Genomic DNA, 18,219 nt, shown 5'->3' with positions numbered 1-18,219 from the left:
TCTAGCATGATTTAGCTTATTCTTAAGAGTGATTTTGTTTTTTAGGGAGAATTGAGATTTTGCATTCAGATGAATTGTTAGTAGAAGTTTTAGTTGAAGAATTGCCCGCGCAAGCGTTATTGAATGAATATAAAGAAATGCCTAAAAAACTCCATGCTCTTTTTCAAAAACGCGCTTTAGAAGTGGGAAATATAGAGATTTTTTACACCCCCAGGCGTTTGTGTTTGTTTATCAAAGACTTTCCTCTTTTAACCCAAGAAACTAAAGAGGAATTTTTTGGTCCTCCCGTTAAAATCGCATGCAACCATCAAGATAAAACGCAAGGGTTGAACGCGTTAGGTTTAGGGTTTTATCAAAAATTAGGACTAAAGGATCCCAAGCATTTCCAAACAGCGTTTAAAAACAATAAAGAGGTGCTTTATCATGCTAAAATCCATGAAAAAGAGCCTACAAAAGACTTAATCATGCCCATTGTGTTAGAGTTTTTAGAGGGTTTGAATTTCGGGAAGTCTATGCGTTGGGGCAATGTGGAAAAAAGCTTTATCAGACCCATTCATAATATTTGCGTGTTGTTTAATGGGGAAAATTTTAACGATATTGAAGTTAAAGAGTATGGTTTTAAAACCAAGCAAGCCACCAAAGCGCACCGACAAGAGGGTTTTGATTTTATTGAAGTGGATAGCCCTAAAGCGTATTTTGAAGTTTTAGAAAAAAACCATGTCATTTTAGACCCTAAAAAGCGCGAAGCTAAAATCTTGCAAGAAATTAAAGAGTTAGAAACAAAGCATCACATTAGCATAGAAATAGACAGGGATCTATTAGATGAGGTTGTAGCGATCACGGAATACCCTAGCGCGCTTTTAGGGGAGTTTGACAAGGCGTTTTTAAAATTACCTAGTGAAATCATCACCACTTCCATGAAAGAAAACCAGCGCTATTTTGCAACCTTTAGTCAAAAAAGCCAAGAAGAAAGCCCAACATTGCACAACGGCTTTATTGTGGTGAGTAACGCTATCAATAAAGACAAGCAAAAAATCATTTTAGGCAATCAAAAGGTTTTAAAAGCCCGTTTGAGCGATGCGGTTTTCTTTTATGAAAACGATCTCAAAAAGCCTTTAGATAACGCCCCTTTAGAGAGCGTGGTTTTTGTGCAAGGTTTAGGGACTTTAAAGGATAAAATGGAGCGCGAAGCGATCATCGCCCAATACTTGACGCAAAAATACGCTCCATCTTTAAACATGCCTTTAGAAAAAGCCCTTGAATTGATTGGCCGAGCCGTTAAAATCGCTAAGGCGGATTTACTCAGTGAAGTGGTGTATGAATTTAGCGAACTTCAAGGGATTATGGGCTATTACTACGCTTTAAAACAAAACGAAAACGAGTTAGTCGCCTTGAGTGTGAAAGAGCAGTATTTGCCCGCAAGCGAAAACGCCCCCTTGCCCTCTAGTGTTTTTAGTTCAATCGTGGCTTTGAGCTTGAAATTAGACAGCCTGTTTTCTCTTTTTAGCGTGGGTAAAATCCCTAGCGGATCTAAAGATCCTTTTGCTTTAAGGCGCTTGAGTTTTGGGCTATTGAAAATCATCGCGCATTATGGGTTGGAATTTGATTTGAAAGCGGATTTAAAAAGCCTTTTTCAAAAAGTGGGCGTTTATCAAAGCTTTGATTTAGAGGTTTTAGAAAAGTTTTTATTGGAGCGCTTTAATAATTTAATAGATTGTAACCCCTCTATTATAAGGAGCGTGTTAAACACCAACGAGCGAGACATCGTTAAAATCATTCAAAAAGTCAAGGCCTTAAAACGCTTTTTAGACGATCCTAAGAACGCTCAAAAAAAAGAGTTGCTTTTTAGCGCTTTCAAACGCTTAGCCAATATCAATAAAGACAGAAACCCTAACGAATCAAGCGGGTTTTCCACGAGTCTTTTCAAAGAATCGCAAGAGCATGCCCTTTTTGAAGCGTTCAATGCGATCAAAACAAGCGCTTTTGAGAGTTTGGATAGCAAAATAGAGGCTTATTTCAGTTTGCATGCGCCTTTAGAAGAATATTTTAAAAGCGTGCTAGTCATGGATAAAGATATAGAAATCCAAAAAAATCGTAAAAATTTCTTATGGGGCGTGTATCAAAGTTTCTTAGAGATTGGGGATATTAAAGAAATTGCGATTTAATGCTGTCAAACGCAAAGTCCGGCGTTTTTGTTTGGGGGTAACTTTTTTAATGAGCGGTGTGGGCATGCTTGATGCGAAAATCTTTACCCTACAGGAGTTTTTTAAAGAAGTAGAAACCAACTCTATGGAGTTGATCGGCAAAAAAGCCGATTTTAAAAGCCGTTTGAATGAGCAACGCTCCGTGAACGCTTGGGATTTCCCCTATATTTATAATGAAACTTCTATGGTGAAAAACTTCCAAGGCATTGTAGAAGCGCAGCCCAGAACCCTTTTAATGGTAAGGCCCAAGCTCCCATGGGTGAGCTCGCTTTTATCTAAAAGCCTTTCTATCAAAACCATTCAATACGATAAAAGCTATCAATTGAATAAAAATCTCGCTTTTATTGGCGCTAAACGCTTGTATTTGACTTATGTGATGACTAAGGAAAAGTATCAGGTGTATGCGCAACGAGAAGCGAACTTTTATTCGCAGCTCAAAATCGCTAAAGAAAAAGTCAAAGCCGGTAGCATGAGCGAAAAGGATTACATCAACTTTAATAACTCTTATTTGGAATCCAAACTCGCTAAAACCAATGTGGAAACCAAACTCATAGATTTAGAAAAAATGCTAGACACGATGCTCGCTATTGTGGAGCCGGTCAAAGAGGGGGCGCATTTTGACACTTATTTAGACCATTTGCATGATGTCAAGGTGATCGGTTTGGATTTTGAATATGTGCGATTAGAGCCTGAAGCCTTGAAATTCAAACTGGATCGCTCGTTGTATGTGGATATTTTGGATTTGACGGCTAAAGATTATCAGGTGAATGCGAAATTGGCTAATAGAGACGTGTTTAATGCATTTGAATTTGGGATTGGCTCTGAAAGCTATAACTCTTCAACTAATCTTTCTATAGAAGTGCATATCCCTTTACCGGTAACGCCTAAAAATATCTATCAAAAGCGTAAATTTTTGGATTTGCAAAGCGGGACGCTCGCGCAAAATGAAGTGATGAAACGAAACATTAGAATCAACGCCAACTCCTACTTAAACCAGCTCAAAACCAAAGAAGCATACATTGAAACCCAAAAAGAAGCCATTGCCAATAAGAAGCGTTTGATGGAAATGGGGCGCATCGCTTATGAAGCCCAAAAAATCGGGCTTTTTGAATACTTGATTTATCAAAATTCTTACATGGACGCCCTCATCACTCTAGCGGAAGCGAAGATTGAATACATTGATATTAGCGCGCTTTTAGAAGAGACTTTAGGGGAGAGCTTGACCAGATTAGGAGAATTGCATTGAAGCGGGCGTTATGGTGGCTTATGTTAATGGGCGTTTTGGGCGTTTTTTTAATGGGTGTTTCTTTAAAAGCCAAAGAGTATCCAGAAATTATTTTAGAAGAAAAAAACTTGCAACCCATGGGGTTAAAGGTGGTTAAATTAGATAAAGAGATTTTCAGTAAAGGGCTTCCTTTTAACGCTTATATTGATTTTGATAGTAAAAGCTCTGTGGTGCAGAGCTTGAGTTTTGATGCGTCTGTGGTTGCGGTTTATAAAAGAGAGGGCGAGCAGGTGAAGGCTGGAGATGCGATCTGTGAAGTGAGCTCCATTGATTTGAGCAATCTGTATTTTGAATTGCAAAACAACCAAAATAAATTAAAAATCGCTAAAGATATTACTAAAAAAGATTTAGAGCTTTATAGGGCCGGTGTCATTCCTAAAAGAGAGTATCAAACGAGCTTTCTAGCCAGCGAAGAAATGGGCTTAAAAGTCAATCAACTAGAATCCACTTTTAAAAGCTTTGGCGTGGATCCCAAAAACCCTAAAGGGCAGTATGGTTTTAGGATTGTGGCTAGAGACAGCGGTCTTTTAGCGTTAGCGCCTAAAAATGTGGGCGAGAAGATTTTAGCTTTCACTAGCTACGTGCGTATTTCAAAAAGCGACGATCTGATCGCTCAAATCAAATTGCCTGTAGGCGTTTCTAAAACCATTAAAAGAGATTCGCCGGTCTATAATGAAGAGGGGGAAAAAATCGGGAAAATCCAAAGCGTTTCGGTGGTTTTAGATAAAGGATCTAACACGATTTTAGCCACCGCTTTATTAGATGAGGGCAATTACCATGTGGGGGAAATGGTAGAAATGTATATTCAAGGCTCTCAACCTAAAGACTCGGTTTTAATCCCTTCAAACGCTTTGATTAGAAACGGAAAGGATTACCTGGTGTTTGTGAGGACGCCTAAAGGTTTTAAGCCTGTAGTGGTTCAAGTTTTAGAAGAGCGCAGCAAGATTTTTATCGTGAACGCTCAAAATTTACACCCTAATGACAGCGTGGCAGTGGGGTCATTGATAGGGTTAAAAGGCATGATCAACAATTTAGGGGAAGAATGATGCTCGCTTCCATCATTGAATTTTCCTTACGCCAAAGAGTGATCGTGATTGTTGGCGCGATTCTTATTTTGTTTTTTGGGACTTATAGTTTTATCCACACTCCAGTGGACGCTTTCCCGGATATTTCGCCCACTCAAGTTAAAATCATTTTAAAACTCCCCGGCTCTAGCCCTGAAGAAATGGAAAACAACATCGTGCGCCCTTTAGAATTGGAGCTTTTAGGCTTGAAAGGGCAAAAATCTTTAAGAAGTGTTTCAAAATATTCTATTTCAGACATTACGATAGATTATGATGACAGCGTGGATATTTATTTAGCGAGGAATATTGTCAATGAACGCTTGAGCAGCGTGATGAAAGATCTACCCGTGGGGGTTGAAGGGGGCATGGCGCCCATTGTTACGCCCTTATCGGACATCTTTATGTTCACCATTGATGGCAATATCACCGAAATAGAAAAACGACAGCTTTTAGACTTTGTGATCCGCCCGCAATTGAGAATGATTAGCGGCGTGGCGGATGTCAATTCCATTGGAGGCTTTAGCAGGGCGTTTGTGATCGTGCCGGATTTTAACGACATGGCAAGGCTTGGGGTGAGTATTTCTGATTTAGAATCGGCTGTGAGAGTGAATTTAAGAAACAGCGGAGCGGGGCGTGTGGATAGAGATGGCGAGACTTTTTTAGTCAAAATCCAAACCGCTTCTTTGAGTTTAGAAGACATTGGCAAAATCACCGTTTCCACGAATTTAGGGCATTTGCACATTAAGGATTTTGCGAAAGTCATCAGCCAGTCTCGCACCCGATTAGGGTTTGTTACTAAAGATGGCGTGGGTGAGACCACAGAGGGCTTGGTGCTTTCTTTAAAAGACGCTAACACCAAAGAAATCATCACTCAAGTGTATCAAAAACTAGAAGAATTAAAACCCTTTTTACCGAATGGCGTGTCCATTAATGTTTTTTATGATCGCTCAGAATTTACGCAAAAAGCCATTGCCACCGTTTCTAAAACCCTCATTGAAGCCGTTGTTTTAATCATCATCACGCTCTTTTTATTCTTAGGGAATTTGAGAGCGAGCGTGGCTGTGGGGGTGATTTTACCTTTAAGCTTGTCCGTAGCGTTTATTTTTATCAAGCTCAATAATTTGACTTTAAACTTGATGAGTTTGGGGGGGTTGATTATCGCCATAGGCATGCTCATTGATTCAGCCGTGGTGGTGGTGGAAAACGCTTTTGAAAAATTGAGCGCTAACACTAAAACCACTAAACTCCATGCAATCTATCGTTCTTGTAAAGAAATCGCCGTTTCAGTGGTGAGCGGGGTGGTGATTATTATTGTGTTTTTTGTGCCGATTCTAACCTTACAGGGGTTAGAAGGCAAGATGTTTAGGCCTTTAGCGCAAAGCATTGTGTATGCGCTTTTAGGCACTTTAGTTTTATCCATCACTATCATTCCTGTAGTGAGCTCTCTTGTCTTAAAAGCCACGCCCCATAGCGAAACCTTTTTAACGAGGTTTTTAAACAGAATCTACGCCCCTTTATTGGAATTTTTTGTGCATAACCCTAAAAAAGTGATTTTAGGAGCGTTTGTTTTTTTAATCGCAAGCCTTTCTTTATTCCCTTTTGTGGGGAAGAATTTCATGCCCGCTTTAGATGAGGGCGATGTGGTTTTGAGCGTGGAAACCACCCCTTCTATTTCTTTAGATCAATCTAAAGATCTCATGTTAAACATTGAAAGCGCGATTAAAAAGCATGTCAAGGAAGTTAAAAGCATTGTCGCACGCACAGGGAGCGATGAATTGGGGTTGGATTTGGGGGGATTGAATCAAACCGATACTTTTATTTCTTTTATCCCTAAAAAAGAATGGAGCGTGAAAAATAAAGACGAATTGTTAGAAAAAATCATGGATTCTTTAAAAGACTTTAAGGGGATTAACTTTTCTTTCACCCAACCCATTGAAATGAGGATTTCTGAAATGCTTACAGGGGTTAGGGGGGATTTAGCGGTTAAGATTTTTGGAGATGATATTAGCGCCTTAAACGAGTTGAGTTTTCAAATCGCGCAAGTCTTAAAAGGGATTAAAGGCTCTAGTGAAGTTTTAACCACGCTTAATGAGGGTGTGAATTATTTGTATGTAACCCCTAATAAAGAATCGATGGCGGATGTGGGGATCACTAGCGATGAATTTTCCAAGTTTTTAAAATCCGCTTTAGAGGGCTTGATCGTGGATGTGATCCCTACAGGGATTTCACGCACGCCGGTGATGATCCGCCAAGAGAGCGATTTTGCAAGCTCTATCACAAAGATTAAAAGCTTGGCCTTGACTTCAAAATATGGCGTTTTAGTGCCTATCACTTCTATCGCTAAGATTGAAGAAGTGGATGGCCCTGTTTCTATCGTGCGTGAAAATTCAAGGCGCATGAGCGTGGTTCGCAGTAATGTGGTGGGGCGCGATTTGAATTCTTTTGTAGAAGAGGCTAAAAAAGTCATCGCTCAAAACGTCAAACTCCCCCCTAGCTACTATATCACTTATGGGGGGCAGTTTGAAAACCAGCAACGGGCCAATAAAAGGCTTTCTACCGTTATCCCTTTAAGCATCTTAGCGATTTTTTTCATTCTTTTCTTCACTTTTAAAAGCATTCCTTTAGCCTTGCTCATCCTTTTGAATATCCCTTTTGCGGTTACCGGAGGGCTTATTGCGTTGTTTGCGGTAGGGGAGTATATTTCAGTGCCAGCGAGCGTGGGCTTTATCGCTCTTTTTGGGATTGCGGTTTTAAATGGCGTGGTGATGATAGGCTATTTTAAAGAGCTTCTCTTACAAGGGAAAAGCGTGGAAGAATGCGTTTTATTGGGCGCTAAAAGGCGTTTGAGGCCGGTTTTAATGACCGCTTGCATTGCCGGTTTGGGTTTGATACCTTTATTATTTTCTCATAGCGTGGGATCCGAAGTCCAAAAACCTTTAGCGATCGTGGTACTTGGAGGCTTAGTTACCTCAAGCGCTCTAACCTTACTCTTACTGCCGCCCATGTTCATGCTCATCGCTAAAAAGATTAAAATCGTTTGAATTGAAGGATTTCGCATGCTGGCTTTAGAAATTTATATTGATATTTGCTTGAAAGACGCTTTAATAGATTATTTATTTGAAAAAGGCTTTGATGATTTTTTTTATGTGGAATGCTATAAATACGCCGCTTCTTCATTGCTTTTAAGCCAAAAAGAGCAGGTGAGTGGGCGCAAAGACTACGCTAAATTCAAGCTTTTTTTAAGCGATGAGATCGCTTTATCTCTAGCCAAAGCGCTAAAAAATCAGTTCGCTTCTAAAGACATGAAATTGTTTTATTCTCAAACGCATGGGTTATAGAATGCATGCGCTTATCAAACGAAATTCTAAGTAAAAACATGTTATAACACAAACCAATAAAGGAGTGAAGATGTATGCCGTAACCTTTGATCTTGACACCAATTGCCTGAATGAAAACGCAGTGAATCTCTCAAAAGTTTATTCGGATATTCGTAAATTCATGGAACAACATGGCTTTAAATGGCAACAAGGTAGCGTGTATTTTGGCGATGAGACCATCAACGCTGTTACTTGCGTCGCCACGGTGCAAATTTTAGCCAAGCAGATACCAAGTTTTGCGGTTTGTGTTAAAGATGTGAGAATGTTAAAAATAGAAGAAAACAACGATTTAATGCCGGCTATCAAGATTGTTTTATGAAATCAAGTATAATACCCACCATTAAATGGTGCTAGGAGTTTTGTAATGGTTGTTATTCTTAAAAATTCGCTTTCTCTCTCTCTCTCTCTAGTCAGTCGCTTTATCTTTTCACCCCCATATAAACCCATACCCATATAAACCCTATCCATATTTTAGGGATTTTTGCGTCTTGTTTAGATTTTAATTTTTAATAAAGGATTGGTAATGATTTTACGCACACAGACAAATTTTGTGGAGTTTTTAGAACAGGTTCTAGAAGTTTTAAAAGAAGTGGAGATCGATAAAACAGAATGCTCCACGCTTTTAGCAAGCATTCAAAAACAACAGCTAGTGATACCCGTTGTGGGGAATTTTAGCGCAGGGAAAAGCACGCTATTAAACCGCTTTTTAGAAAAGAGCGTTTTGCCTACCGGTATCACGCCAGAGACTTCTTTAGCCACTGAGTTGCACTATAGCGCTAATGAACGCATAGAAGCTTTTTCAAACAATGATGAAAAAGCGGAAAGTTTTGAACTGAATGAGCGAAGTTTTGAGGTGATTAAAGAGAATGCGGCGAAGTATTCCTACCTTAAGGTTTATTTTAATAATGAAGCTTTAAAAAACAGCGCTCCTTTAGTGTTTGTGGATATGCCAAGTTTTGATAGCCCTATTTCAAGCCACACCCATGCCATTTTGGAATATTTATAAAGAGGCGTGCATTTTGTCATTCTCACAAGCGTAGAAGAGGGTAACCTTACTAAACGCATGGTTAGGGAATTGAAAAACCTTTTAGAGTTTGACAAAGGCCTTAGCTTTATTTTGAGTAAAACGAATTTAAGGACGCCTTCGCAAGTGGAAGAGATTTCTCATTATATTGAAGAGCAACTTCAGGATCACCTTGATTTGACAACGCATCTTATCCGCTCTGATAAAGACAATAACGCTCTTTTAGAGGTAGCGGATAAAATAGACGCTGAAAAGCTTTTTAGCGCTTTGTATTTGGAACGATTGAAGTTTTTAAATTCCCAGTTACAAAACAGCCTAAAAAGCGTGATTAAAAGCTTTGATTATTCTAAAGAAAAGGCTTTAGAAGAAATACAAGCTTTGGATTTGAGCGTTAAAGACATTGAAAAAACCTATGAAAAATTAAGGGCTAATTTAGAAGAAGAATATTCTAGCGTGGCTGTGGGATCGGTGGTTAAAAAAGTAGTAGAAGAGGTCAGGGAGCAAAAATCCTATTTAGCCTCTTTAATCAACAAGCCTAACGAGTTCAATAGCGAAATAGAGAGCATCATGCAACAAAGCTTGATCAAAAACGCTAAATTAGAGATTGAAAAGATCAACCTTTCTTTTTCAAAAGATTTTTGCGCGGAATTTGAAAGCTTGAACAACACGCAGCTTTCTAGCGATTTGTCTGTGAATTTAGAGCATGGCCTTGAACTAGGGATCAACGCCTTAAGCGTGATTTTAGCCAAGAATCCGGTTACAAGACCCTTCGCGCTGATCTTGCAAGGGTTAAAACCTCTTTTAAAAGATTTATTGACTTTATTGCCTAATATCATCGCTTCATTCTTTAGAAACGAGGAAAAAGAGCGGGCAAAATTAGAAAATCTGATTGAAGTCAAAGTGATACCAGAGGTTCAATACAAGCTTAAAAAAGTTTTACCGGGCTTGTTTAATGAATGCTTGGAAAATTCCCTAAAAGGTTTAAAAGATCGGTGCGAATTAGAAATCACGCATAAAAAACAAGAAATCGCGCTCGCTCAAAAGGAAAAAGAAAAACACCTAAACGATTTAGAAAATCAAAAACAAATCTTAGAAAATAAGATCAACGCTTTAAGCGATCTAGAACAACAATATTTATTTAATAAAATGGAATCGCTCAAAAAAGAATTTTCTGAAAAAGAAGAATCTAAAAGAGAGAATTTAGCGCAACTAAACCAAGTGATCTACTTGTTTAAAGAAAGCATTGATAAGGTTTTTGATCGTGTGAGTGCTTTTACTTTTGAAAAATACAAAGAAGAAAACGACGACGAAGAGGACGATGAAGAAAACTACCGGGAGTTTGAAGAAATCAAAAAAATGGCACTATTCTTCAGAGATTTAGAGATATATAGGATAGACTGCTACGATTACAGCCAAGAAGAGATCGAAGAGAATATAGATGAACATAACAAAATGCGCAAACTAGACTACTCTTTGGAAAATCTGCAAAGGCTCAGGGAATACAGAGCAACAAATGAAGAATTTTACCGCCGAGAGTTTGAAGAGATCAAAAAAATGGTGTTGTATTTTAGGAATCGCAACATGTATGGTATAGACTCTTGGGATTTGAGCCAAGAATAAATCCGAGAATACAGAGAGCAAATAGAATATTACAATGAACTGCTCGAATTGGAATTTTCTTTGGGGAATTTGATAAGACTTAAGGGCTTTAAAGAAGCAAATGAGAGAGATTATCAAGAGAATTGGTTAAATGATAGTGATTTTCAAGAAAGACTTCAACGATGGAGGCAGTTAAGAAACACACCGGAAGAAACAAACTACAGAGAGTTTGAAGAAATCAAAAAAATGGTGCTGTATTTTAGGGATCTCAGTTTGTTTTACTTGGATTGGTATGATTTGAGCAAAAGAAAAACCAAACAACACAGAGAAAATGTGGATTATCATAATGAATTGCTCCAACTAGACTATTCTTTAGCAAATTTGTCAATACTTAAAGGATATAAAGAAAGAAATAATGAAGTTTATCAATCTGAATTAAACGATGAGGAGTTTCAAAACAATCTGCGGGAGTGGAAGGATTTAAACGAAAGGGAGTTTGAAAAAATCAAAGAAATGATATTATTATTCAGAGATTTTCAAGAGTTTTCTATACAAAACGACTATAGTCTAAGCCAAGAAAAAATCCAAGATTATTCAGAAAGAATAGTTCGCCATAATAAACTGCTCCAATTAGACTATTCTTTAAAAAATTTATCGATACTTAAAGGATACAAAGAAACAAATGAGAAAATTTATCAAGAGTCTTTAAACGATGAGGAGCTTCAAAACGATTTGCGGGAGTGGAGGATAACAAAACGGCGGTGATTTGGATCAGAGCGTGAAAGGGTTTTTAGTTGTAGGGGGGAATAGTTTCAAAATGCTCTCTATCCCCTTAAGAGAATGAGTTTAAAGTAAAGTAACCAAAATCCCATTTTCTAAAATTTAAAAAATTTTTTAAACTACCCTATTTTTAATCAAAGACCGCGTTTTGAATGTAAGGGCTATTTTAAACTTATTATTGTAAAATGGTGAGTTTTACAATCAATGAGATTAGGAATTTAATGGAAATTGCAGTATTTGGTGGCGGGGCGTGGGGGAGGGCTTTAGCCTTTGCTTTTGGAGAAAAGAATGAAGTGAAAATCATTTCAAGGCGCGATCTAAACGAGCCGCTAAAAAAGCTCAATGACGCTTTGATTTCTAAAGGTTCTGCCCCCATAGAGCAAGTGGATTTACAAAGAGGCTTAAAAGCCGCGCTCTATGTGATCGCTATTAGCGTGCAGCATTTAAGGGAATGGTTTCAAAACGCTTCTTTACCCAAAAACGCTAAGGTTTTAATCGCCTCTAAAGGGATAGAGGTTTTAAACAAGGCGTTTGTGAGCGAGATCGCAAAGGATTTTATCGATCCTAATTCTTTGTGTTTTTTAGCCGGCCCGAGTTTTGCGGCTGAAATCATTCAGGGCCTGCCTTGCGCGCTAGTCATTCATTCTAATAATCAGGCTTTAGCGCTAGAATTTGCCAATAAAACCCCCTCTTTTATCAGAGCCTACGCCCAACAAGACATCATAGGGGGTGAAATCGCCGGGGCGTATAAAAACGTGATAGCCATTGCGGGGGGGGTTTGTGATGGCTTGAAATTAGGCAATAGCGCTAAAGCGAGTTTATTATCTAGGGGTTTAGTGGAAATGCAACGCTTTGGGGCGTTCTTTGGGGGCAAGACAGAGACTTTTTTAGGGCTTTCTGGGGCTGGGGATTTGTTTTTAACCGCTAATTCTATTTTATCTAGGAATTATCGTGTGGGTTTGGGGCTAGCCCAAAACAAGCCTTTAGAGGTGGTTTTAGAAGAATTGGGCGAAGTGGCTGAAGGGGTGAAAACGACCAACGCCATCGTGGAAATCGCTAGAAAATACGGCATTTATACGCCCATTGCGAGCGAATTAGCCTTGCTTTTAAAGGGTAAGAGTGTGCTAGAGAGCATGAACGATTTGATCAGACGCGCTTAAAAGGAAAGAGAGCATGCAAGATTTTTCAAGTTTATTATTAAAATTACAAGAGTATTGGAAAGATCAAGGCTGTTTGGTGATCCAGCCTTATGATATTCCTGCAGGAGCTGGGACATTCCATCCGGCCACGCTTTTAAGGAGTTTGGATAAAAAGCCGTGGAATGTGGCGTATGTCGCGCCCTCTAGAAGGCCTACTGATGGGCGCTATGGGGAAAACCCTAACCGCTTGGGGAGTTATTACCAATTCCAAGTGGTTATCAAGCCAAGCCCTTCTAATATCCAGGAACTCTATTTAAAAAGCTTAGAAGTGTTAGGGATAAACCTTAATGAGCATGATATACGATTTGTAGAAGACAATTGGGAGAGTCCGACTTTAGGGGCATGGGGGCTTGGCTGGGAAGTGTGGCTTGATGGCATGGAGGTTACACAATTCACTTATTTCCAGCAAGTGGGAGGCATTCCTTGTAGCCCTATCCCGGTGGAGATCACTTACGGCTTAGAAAGATTGGCGATGTATGTCCAAAAAGTGGAAAATATCCTAGAGATTGAATGGGCTAAAAAGGATAATGAAAGCGTTCGTTACGCGCAAGTGCATTTGGAAAGCGAATACGAGTTCAGCAAGTATCATTTTGAAATAGCGAGCGTAACAAGGCTATTAGAAATGTTTAAAAACGCCCAAGCCGAAGCCTTGCATTGCTTAAAAAACAAGCTCCCCTTGCCGGCTTATGATTTCGTGATGCTATGCTCGCATTTTTTCAATATTTTAGACGCTAGAAAGGCGATTTCGGTGGCTGAAAGGCAAAATTATATTTTACAAATCAGGGATTTAGCCAAAGGGTGTGCCGTTCTTTATAAAGAGCAAGAAGAAGAGAGAGAAGAGCGCCTAAAAAACGCTCTAACAAAGGCTTAAAATGGCGTTAGTTAGGGAAGTGTTGGAAGTTTTGAACCGCCTTTCGCCTTTTGAACTCCAAGAATCGTGGGATAATAGCGGGTTGAATGTGGGGAGCAAAAACCATGAGTTTAGCCAGATTATCGCATGCTTAGAAATCACGCTTGAAATCGCTTTAAACGCCCCACAAAACGCCCTAATCATCACGCACCACCCTTTAATTTTCAAGCCCTTAAAAACGCTAAATGTTGAGGCTTATCCGGGGAATATTTTAAAAATCCTAATCCAAAAAAACATTTCAGTCATCAGCATGCACACGAATTTTGACAAAACGCATTTAAACAAGCATTTCGCGTGCACGCTTTTAGGGTTTGATGGCTTGATGGAAAAAGGTCTTATGTTAGTGAAAGAAAACGCCAATATAGAATTTGATGCGCTGTTAGAAAGGATTAAATCTTCTTTAGGGGTGGGACAATTAGCGTGTGTCAAAAGTTCTCAAATGATTAAAGATTTAGCGTTTGTGTGCGGATCGGGGGCGTCCATGTTTTCTTTTTTAAAAGCGCAAAGCTGCTTGGTTACAGGCGATGTGAAATACCATGACGCTATGATCGCTCAATCTTTAGGGATAAGCTTGATTGACGCCACGCATTATTATAGCGAAAGGGGTTTTGCACTCATTATGGCTGAAATTTTGCATTCTTTTGATTATTTGGTTACAATAGAGAATTTTAAAAACCCCTTGCAAATCATTTAAAGGAAAGCGATGAACACCCACCTCAAACAATTGATTGAAATTTCGCATTTGGATAAAGAAATTGACTCCTTAGAGCCGTTGATCAGAGAAAAACGGAAAGACTTGGATAAGGCTTTGAATGATAAAGAAGCTAAAAATAAAGCGATTTTGAATTTAGAAGAAGAAAAATTAGCCCTAAAATTACAGGTTTCTAAAAACGAGCAAACCCTACAAGACACCAACGCTAAAATCGCCAGTATCCAAAAGAAAATGAGCGAGATCAAATCCGAAAGGGAATTGCGCTCTTTAAACATTGAAGAAGATATTGCTAAAGAGCGATCCAACCAAGCCAACAGAGAAATTGAAAATTTGCAAAATGAAATCAAGCACAAAAGCGAAAAACAAGAGGATTTGAAAAAAGAAATGCTAGAGCTTGAAAAATTAGCACTGGAATTGGAAAGCTTAGTGGAAAACGAAGTCAAAAACATCAAAGAAACCCAACAAATTATCTTTAAAAAGAAAGAAGAACTCGTGGAAAAAACCGAGCCTAAAATCTATAGCTTTTATGAAAGGATCAGAAGATGGGCGAAAAACACGAGCATTGTAACGATCAAAAAACAGGCTTGTGGGGGTTGTTTTATTAGATTGAACGATAAGATTTATACCGAAGTGCTAACGAGTGGGGATATGATCACTTGCCCGTATTGCGGGCGTATTTTATACGCTGAGGGCGCGTATGAAAGTAACGCTCAACCTCCAAAAGAAAGCCAAGAAGAAAGCCAACAAAAAGAAAGCCAAGAATTAGTTTGATTGTTTAAGTTTTTCTACCTTTTATTGTTAACTTTGGGGCATCTTTTTGGTGCACCTTTCATCTTGCTTTTGAGTTTTAAAGAAAAATACCGCCATTCTTTAAAGGCTCGTTTTTTTCTCAAAGACAATCTTTTAAAAAGCGAGCCGGTTTTTTGGTTTCATGCATGCTCTTATGGGGAGGTCAAATCCTTAGAGCCAATCATTCAAGCTTTAAAAGAGCCGATTTTAATCAGCGTTACCACCAATACCGGCTTTGAATTAGCCGCTCAAACTTATCAGCATTTGGAACGTATAGAGGTGCGTTACCTGCCTTTTGAAACCCTATTATTTGCATGGAAAAAAAACTTAAAACGCTTAAAAACTTTGGTGGTTACAGAAGCGGAATTGTGGTTTAATGTGTTTGATACGGCTCAAAAATTAGGGGCAAAAACCATGCTCATTAACGCTAGGATCAGCGTTCGTTCTTACCCCAAGTACCAGCGTTTTTCTTTTTTTTATGCGATTTTATTCAAACGCATTGATTTGATTTTGGCGCAAAGTAAGGACGATCAAAAACGTTTGTTGAATCTAGGCGCTAAAAAAGTGGTGGATTTTTTGAATATCAAGCGTTTTTCAAAGCCTGTGATCACTTCGTTTTACCCTAAAAACCCAAGCGCTTTAAACATTGTTTTAGCCAGCACGCATGAGGGCGAAGAGGAGTTAGGGTTAAAAGCGTTTTTAAAGTTCAAAAAGACGCATCAAAACGCAAGGCTAATTGTTGTGCCGCGCCACCCTGAGCGTTTTAAAAGCGTGCAAAATTTATTGCAAGATGCTTTAAAAACGACGCCTTTTAATTGGGAGTGTTTTTCTTCAAAAGGTTTTGTGGAATGCGATATTTTGTTAGTGGATCGCTTGGGGGAATTGAATAACTTCTATCAAATCGCAGATATTGTCATTTTAGGGGGTTCGTTTGTCAAAATGGGGGGGCATAACCCTTTAGAGCCGGCGTTTTTTAATGCGCGCTTGATCACAGGGGAGTATATTTTCAACCAAGTAGCGTTGTTTGAATTAGTCAAGCCTTACAAAATCGTTCAAAAAGAGAATCTGTTAGACGCTCTTTTAGATTACAAAAATTTAGGCGTGGCGCGTTTTTTAGAGAATGGGCATGATTTAAACGAATTGCTCGCCTTCATTAAACATTAAAAAGGATAAAGATAAACATGGAAAAAGCTTATAAAATATTGAGCGTTCAAGAAAACATTTCGCATAAAAAAGCCAAAGCTTTGATTGATTTGGGGTTAGTGAGTGTAGGGGGGAAAAATAAACGAATTGCTCGCCTTCATTAAACATTAAAAAGGACAAAGGATAAACATGGAAAAAGCTTATAAAATATTGAGCGTTCAAGAAAACATTTCGCATAAAAAAGCTAAGGCTTTGATTGATTTGGGATTAGTGAGTATAGGAGGGAAGAAATTGATGGTCGCCAGAAAAGAACTCCCCAAAAACACGCGCTTTAGCGTCCAAAAAATTGAAAAACCTAGCGTGATTTTTGAATATGAAAACGTTCTAGCCCTTTTTAAACCCCCCTTTATAGAGAGCTATGATCTGGTTTCTTTTTTCAAAGGTTGGGTTTTGTTGCACCGCTTGGATAAAGAAACAAGCGGGGTGATTTTATTGGTGAAAGAAAATTCAGAATTCCACTTAAAAGCTAAAAAGGCTTTTAAAAATAGGGCGGTTAAAAAAGAGTATTTAGCGATCGTTCAAGGGATTGTAGAAGAAGAGCGAGAAATCAACGCCCCCATTCTTACGATTAAAACCACTAAAGCGTTTAGCAAGATCTCTAAAAAAGGGCAAGAAGCGGTTACGATCATCACGCCCTTAAAAATCATCAACAAAAAAACCCTTTTAAAAGTGGGGATCAAAACCGGAAGAACGCATCAAATCAGAGTCCATTTAAAGCATATCAACCACCCCATTATAGGCGATACGCTTTATAATAACGAGACAGGTTCCGCCAAACGCTTGATGCTCCATGCGCATAAAATCGCGCTACTAGGGTATGAATTTGAAGCGATCCCCCCTAAAGAATTTGAAATTTAAGGATTGAACATGAACGCTTGGAATACGATTTATGATCAATTTAACCCCATCGCTTTTAGTCTTGGCAGTATTGAAGTGCATTGGTATGGTTTGGCGTATGCGTGCGCGATTGTTATCGCATTTTACATGGCGTTAAGAATGATCCAAAAAGACCCCAAGCGATTCCCCATTGAAAGGAAGGAATTTGAGAGTTATTTTTTATGGGCGGAGCTTGGCATTGTGCTAGGGGCAAGGATAGGATACATTCTTATTTATGAGCCTAATTCCAGCTATTATTTGACGCATTTTTGGCAAATCTTTAACCCCTTTGATAGCCATGGGAATTTTGTAGGCATTCGTGGGATGAGCTATCATGGGGGGTTGGTGGGGTTTTTGATCGCTTCGTATCTTTATAGCCGTAAGGATTTGAAAAAGCTTTTGATTTATTTGGATTTGATTGCGATCAGCCTGCCTTTAGGGTATGTTTTTGGGAGGATTGGGAATTTTTTAAATCAGGAGCTTGTGGGGAGGGTTGTCCCCAAAGACAGCCATTTAGGGCAAATCATAGGCATTATGGTGGATAACGAGTTGCGTTATCCCAGCCAGTTGATTGAAGCGTTTTTAGAGGGGGTTGTCGTGTTTTTAATGGTGATGTGGGCTAAAAAACACACCAAAACGCATGGGTTGCTCATCGTGGTTTATGGCTTGGGGTATTCCTTGATGCGCTTTATTGCGGAGTTTTACAGGGAGCCAGACAGCCAATTGGGGGTTTATTTTTTGAATTTGAGCATGGGGCAGATTTTAAGCTTACTTATGGTAATTGTTTCGTTAGGGATTTTATTGTATGCTACGAAAAATTCTAAAAAAATAAAGGAAGAATAATGAAATTTTTGGATCACGAAAAAAGAAGACAATTATTGAACGAGCGCCATTCTTGCAAGATGTTTGATAGCCATTATGAGTTTTCTAGTGAAGAATTAGAAGAAATCGCTGAAATCGCTAGACTATCGCCAAGCTCTTACAACACCCAACCATGGTATTTTGTGATGGTTACTAATAAGGATTTAAAAAAACAAATTGCAGCACACAGCTATTTCAATGAAGAGATGATTAAAAGCGCTTCAGCGTTAATGGTGGTATGCTCTTTAAAACCTAGCGAGTTGTTACCGCATAGCCATTACATGCAAAACCTCTATCCGGAGTCTTATAAAGTTAGAGCATCTAACTAATACAAAA

The 18,219-nt window shown here is 38.8% G+C and carries 15 protein-coding genes and 2 pseudogenes; all 17 read left to right on the top strand.

Going from position 1 to position 18,219, the window contains the following annotated elements:
- Positions 1-59: 59 nt before the first annotated feature.
- Positions 60-2,165, top strand: coding sequence for a glycine--tRNA ligase subunit beta (gene glyS, locus BZK24_RS01330; RefSeq protein ID WP_077656335.1), 2,106 nt, complete (start codon positions 60-62; stop codon positions 2,163-2,165).
- Positions 2,155-3,450, top strand: coding sequence for a TolC family protein (locus BZK24_RS01325; RefSeq protein ID WP_171972363.1), 1,296 nt, complete (start codon positions 2,155-2,157; stop codon positions 3,448-3,450). Before glyS ends, BZK24_RS01325 begins: the two co-directional genes overlap by 11 nt.
- A complete protein-coding gene (locus tag BZK24_RS01320) occupies positions 3,447-4,535 on the top strand; it encodes an efflux RND transporter periplasmic adaptor subunit (RefSeq protein WP_077656334.1) in 1,089 nt (362 codons plus the stop codon). The genes BZK24_RS01325 and BZK24_RS01320 overlap by 4 nt, the downstream gene beginning before the upstream one ends.
- The gene (locus BZK24_RS01315) at positions 4,535-7,594 is read left to right on the top strand and encodes an efflux RND transporter permease subunit (protein WP_171972364.1); all 3,060 of its coding nucleotides are present in this window, start codon (positions 4,535-4,537) and stop codon (positions 7,592-7,594) included. Before BZK24_RS01320 ends, BZK24_RS01315 begins: the two co-directional genes overlap by 1 nt.
- A gap of 15 nt (positions 7,595-7,609) precedes the next feature.
- Entirely contained in the window at positions 7,610-7,891 is a 282-nt protein-coding gene (locus BZK24_RS01310) for a DUF3240 family protein (protein WP_000880303.1), read from the top strand.
- Between the two features lie 70 nt (positions 7,892-7,961).
- Entirely contained in the window at positions 7,962-8,249 is a 288-nt protein-coding gene (locus BZK24_RS01305) for an endoribonuclease VapD (protein WP_000271456.1), read from the top strand.
- A 204-nt stretch (positions 8,250-8,453) separates the two neighbouring features.
- Positions 8,454-10,091 (top strand): annotated as a pseudogene (locus tag BZK24_RS01300) (dynamin family protein); the annotation flags it as partial.
- Between the two features lie 531 nt (positions 10,092-10,622).
- Positions 10,623-11,318, top strand: a complete 696-nt coding sequence (locus BZK24_RS09830) for a hypothetical protein (protein ID WP_077656332.1) — start codon at positions 10,623-10,625, stop codon at positions 11,316-11,318.
- 236 nt (positions 11,319-11,554) lie between these two features.
- Positions 11,555-12,493 (top strand): NAD(P)H-dependent glycerol-3-phosphate dehydrogenase, encoded by a 939-nt coding sequence (locus tag BZK24_RS01290; RefSeq protein ID WP_000401698.1) that lies wholly within the window; start codon positions 11,555-11,557, stop codon positions 12,491-12,493.
- 13 nt (positions 12,494-12,506) lie between these two features.
- Positions 12,507-13,403: a glycine--tRNA ligase subunit alpha gene (glyQ, locus tag BZK24_RS01285; protein ID WP_001150864.1), complete on the top strand. Its 897-nt coding sequence runs from the start codon at positions 12,507-12,509 to the stop codon at positions 13,401-13,403.
- A 1-nt stretch (position 13,404) separates the two neighbouring features.
- On the top strand, positions 13,405-14,136 hold the full coding sequence (locus BZK24_RS01280; protein ID WP_077656331.1) for a GTP cyclohydrolase I: 732 nt from the start codon (positions 13,405-13,407) through the stop codon (positions 14,134-14,136).
- 9 nt (positions 14,137-14,145) lie between these two features.
- Complete coding sequence (locus BZK24_RS01275; protein ID WP_001091781.1) at positions 14,146-14,925, top strand: zinc ribbon domain-containing protein; 780 nt, start codon at positions 14,146-14,148, stop codon at positions 14,923-14,925.
- Positions 14,926-16,107, top strand: a complete 1,182-nt coding sequence (gene waaA, locus BZK24_RS01270; protein ID WP_077656330.1) for a lipid IV(A) 3-deoxy-D-manno-octulosonic acid transferase — start codon at positions 14,926-14,928, stop codon at positions 16,105-16,107.
- A gap of 17 nt (positions 16,108-16,124) precedes the next feature.
- A complete protein-coding gene (locus BZK24_RS08970; RefSeq protein WP_001875416.1) occupies positions 16,125-16,250 on the top strand; it encodes a hypothetical protein in 126 nt (41 codons plus the stop codon).
- A gap of 25 nt (positions 16,251-16,275) precedes the next feature.
- Positions 16,276-17,004 carry an RluA family pseudouridine synthase gene (locus BZK24_RS01265; protein ID WP_077656329.1) on the top strand — a complete coding sequence of 243 codons (729 nt, stop codon included), beginning with the start codon at positions 16,276-16,278 and terminating at the stop codon, positions 17,002-17,004.
- Between the two features lie 9 nt (positions 17,005-17,013).
- Positions 17,014-17,865: a prolipoprotein diacylglyceryl transferase gene (lgt, locus tag BZK24_RS01260; RefSeq protein WP_077656328.1), complete on the top strand. Its 852-nt coding sequence runs from the start codon at positions 17,014-17,016 to the stop codon at positions 17,863-17,865.
- Positions 17,865-18,200: pseudogene (locus tag BZK24_RS01255) on the top strand (nitroreductase family protein); the annotation flags it as partial. The gene lgt and the pseudogene BZK24_RS01255, both read left to right, overlap by 1 nt.
- Between the last annotated feature and the right edge of the window lie 19 nt (positions 18,201-18,219).

This window comes from Helicobacter pylori (assembly GCF_001998165.1).
Lineage (GTDB): Bacteria > Campylobacterota > Campylobacteria > Campylobacterales > Helicobacteraceae > Helicobacter > Helicobacter pylori_DL.
Note: the sequence above shows the minus strand (reverse complement) of the source record. Positions and strands in the feature narration are given on the sequence as shown.

What these genes read in the sequence shown, in the direction of transcription:
- BZK24_RS01315 (WP_171972364.1), top strand. Translation starts at nt 4,535, where the DNA reads ATGCTCGCTTCCATCATTGAATTTTCCTTACGCCAAAGAGTGATCGTG.
- BZK24_RS01310 (WP_000880303.1), top strand. Translation starts at nt 7,610, where the DNA reads ATGCTGGCTTTAGAAATTTATATTGATATTTGCTTGAAAGACGCTTTA.
- BZK24_RS01305 (WP_000271456.1), top strand. Translation starts at nt 7,962, where the DNA reads ATGTATGCCGTAACCTTTGATCTTGACACCAATTGCCTGAATGAAAAC.
- BZK24_RS01290 (WP_000401698.1), top strand. Translation starts at nt 11,555, where the DNA reads ATGGAAATTGCAGTATTTGGTGGCGGGGCGTGGGGGAGGGCTTTAGCC.
- glyQ (WP_001150864.1), top strand. Translation starts at nt 12,507, where the DNA reads ATGCAAGATTTTTCAAGTTTATTATTAAAATTACAAGAGTATTGGAAA.
- BZK24_RS01280 (WP_077656331.1), top strand. Translation starts at nt 13,405, where the DNA reads ATGGCGTTAGTTAGGGAAGTGTTGGAAGTTTTGAACCGCCTTTCGCCT.
- BZK24_RS01275 (WP_001091781.1), top strand. Translation starts at nt 14,146, where the DNA reads ATGAACACCCACCTCAAACAATTGATTGAAATTTCGCATTTGGATAAA.
- BZK24_RS08970 (WP_001875416.1), top strand. Translation starts at nt 16,125, where the DNA reads ATGGAAAAAGCTTATAAAATATTGAGCGTTCAAGAAAACATTTCGCAT.
- BZK24_RS01265 (WP_077656329.1), top strand. Translation starts at nt 16,276, where the DNA reads ATGGAAAAAGCTTATAAAATATTGAGCGTTCAAGAAAACATTTCGCAT.
- lgt (WP_077656328.1), top strand. Translation starts at nt 17,014, where the DNA reads ATGAACGCTTGGAATACGATTTATGATCAATTTAACCCCATCGCTTTT.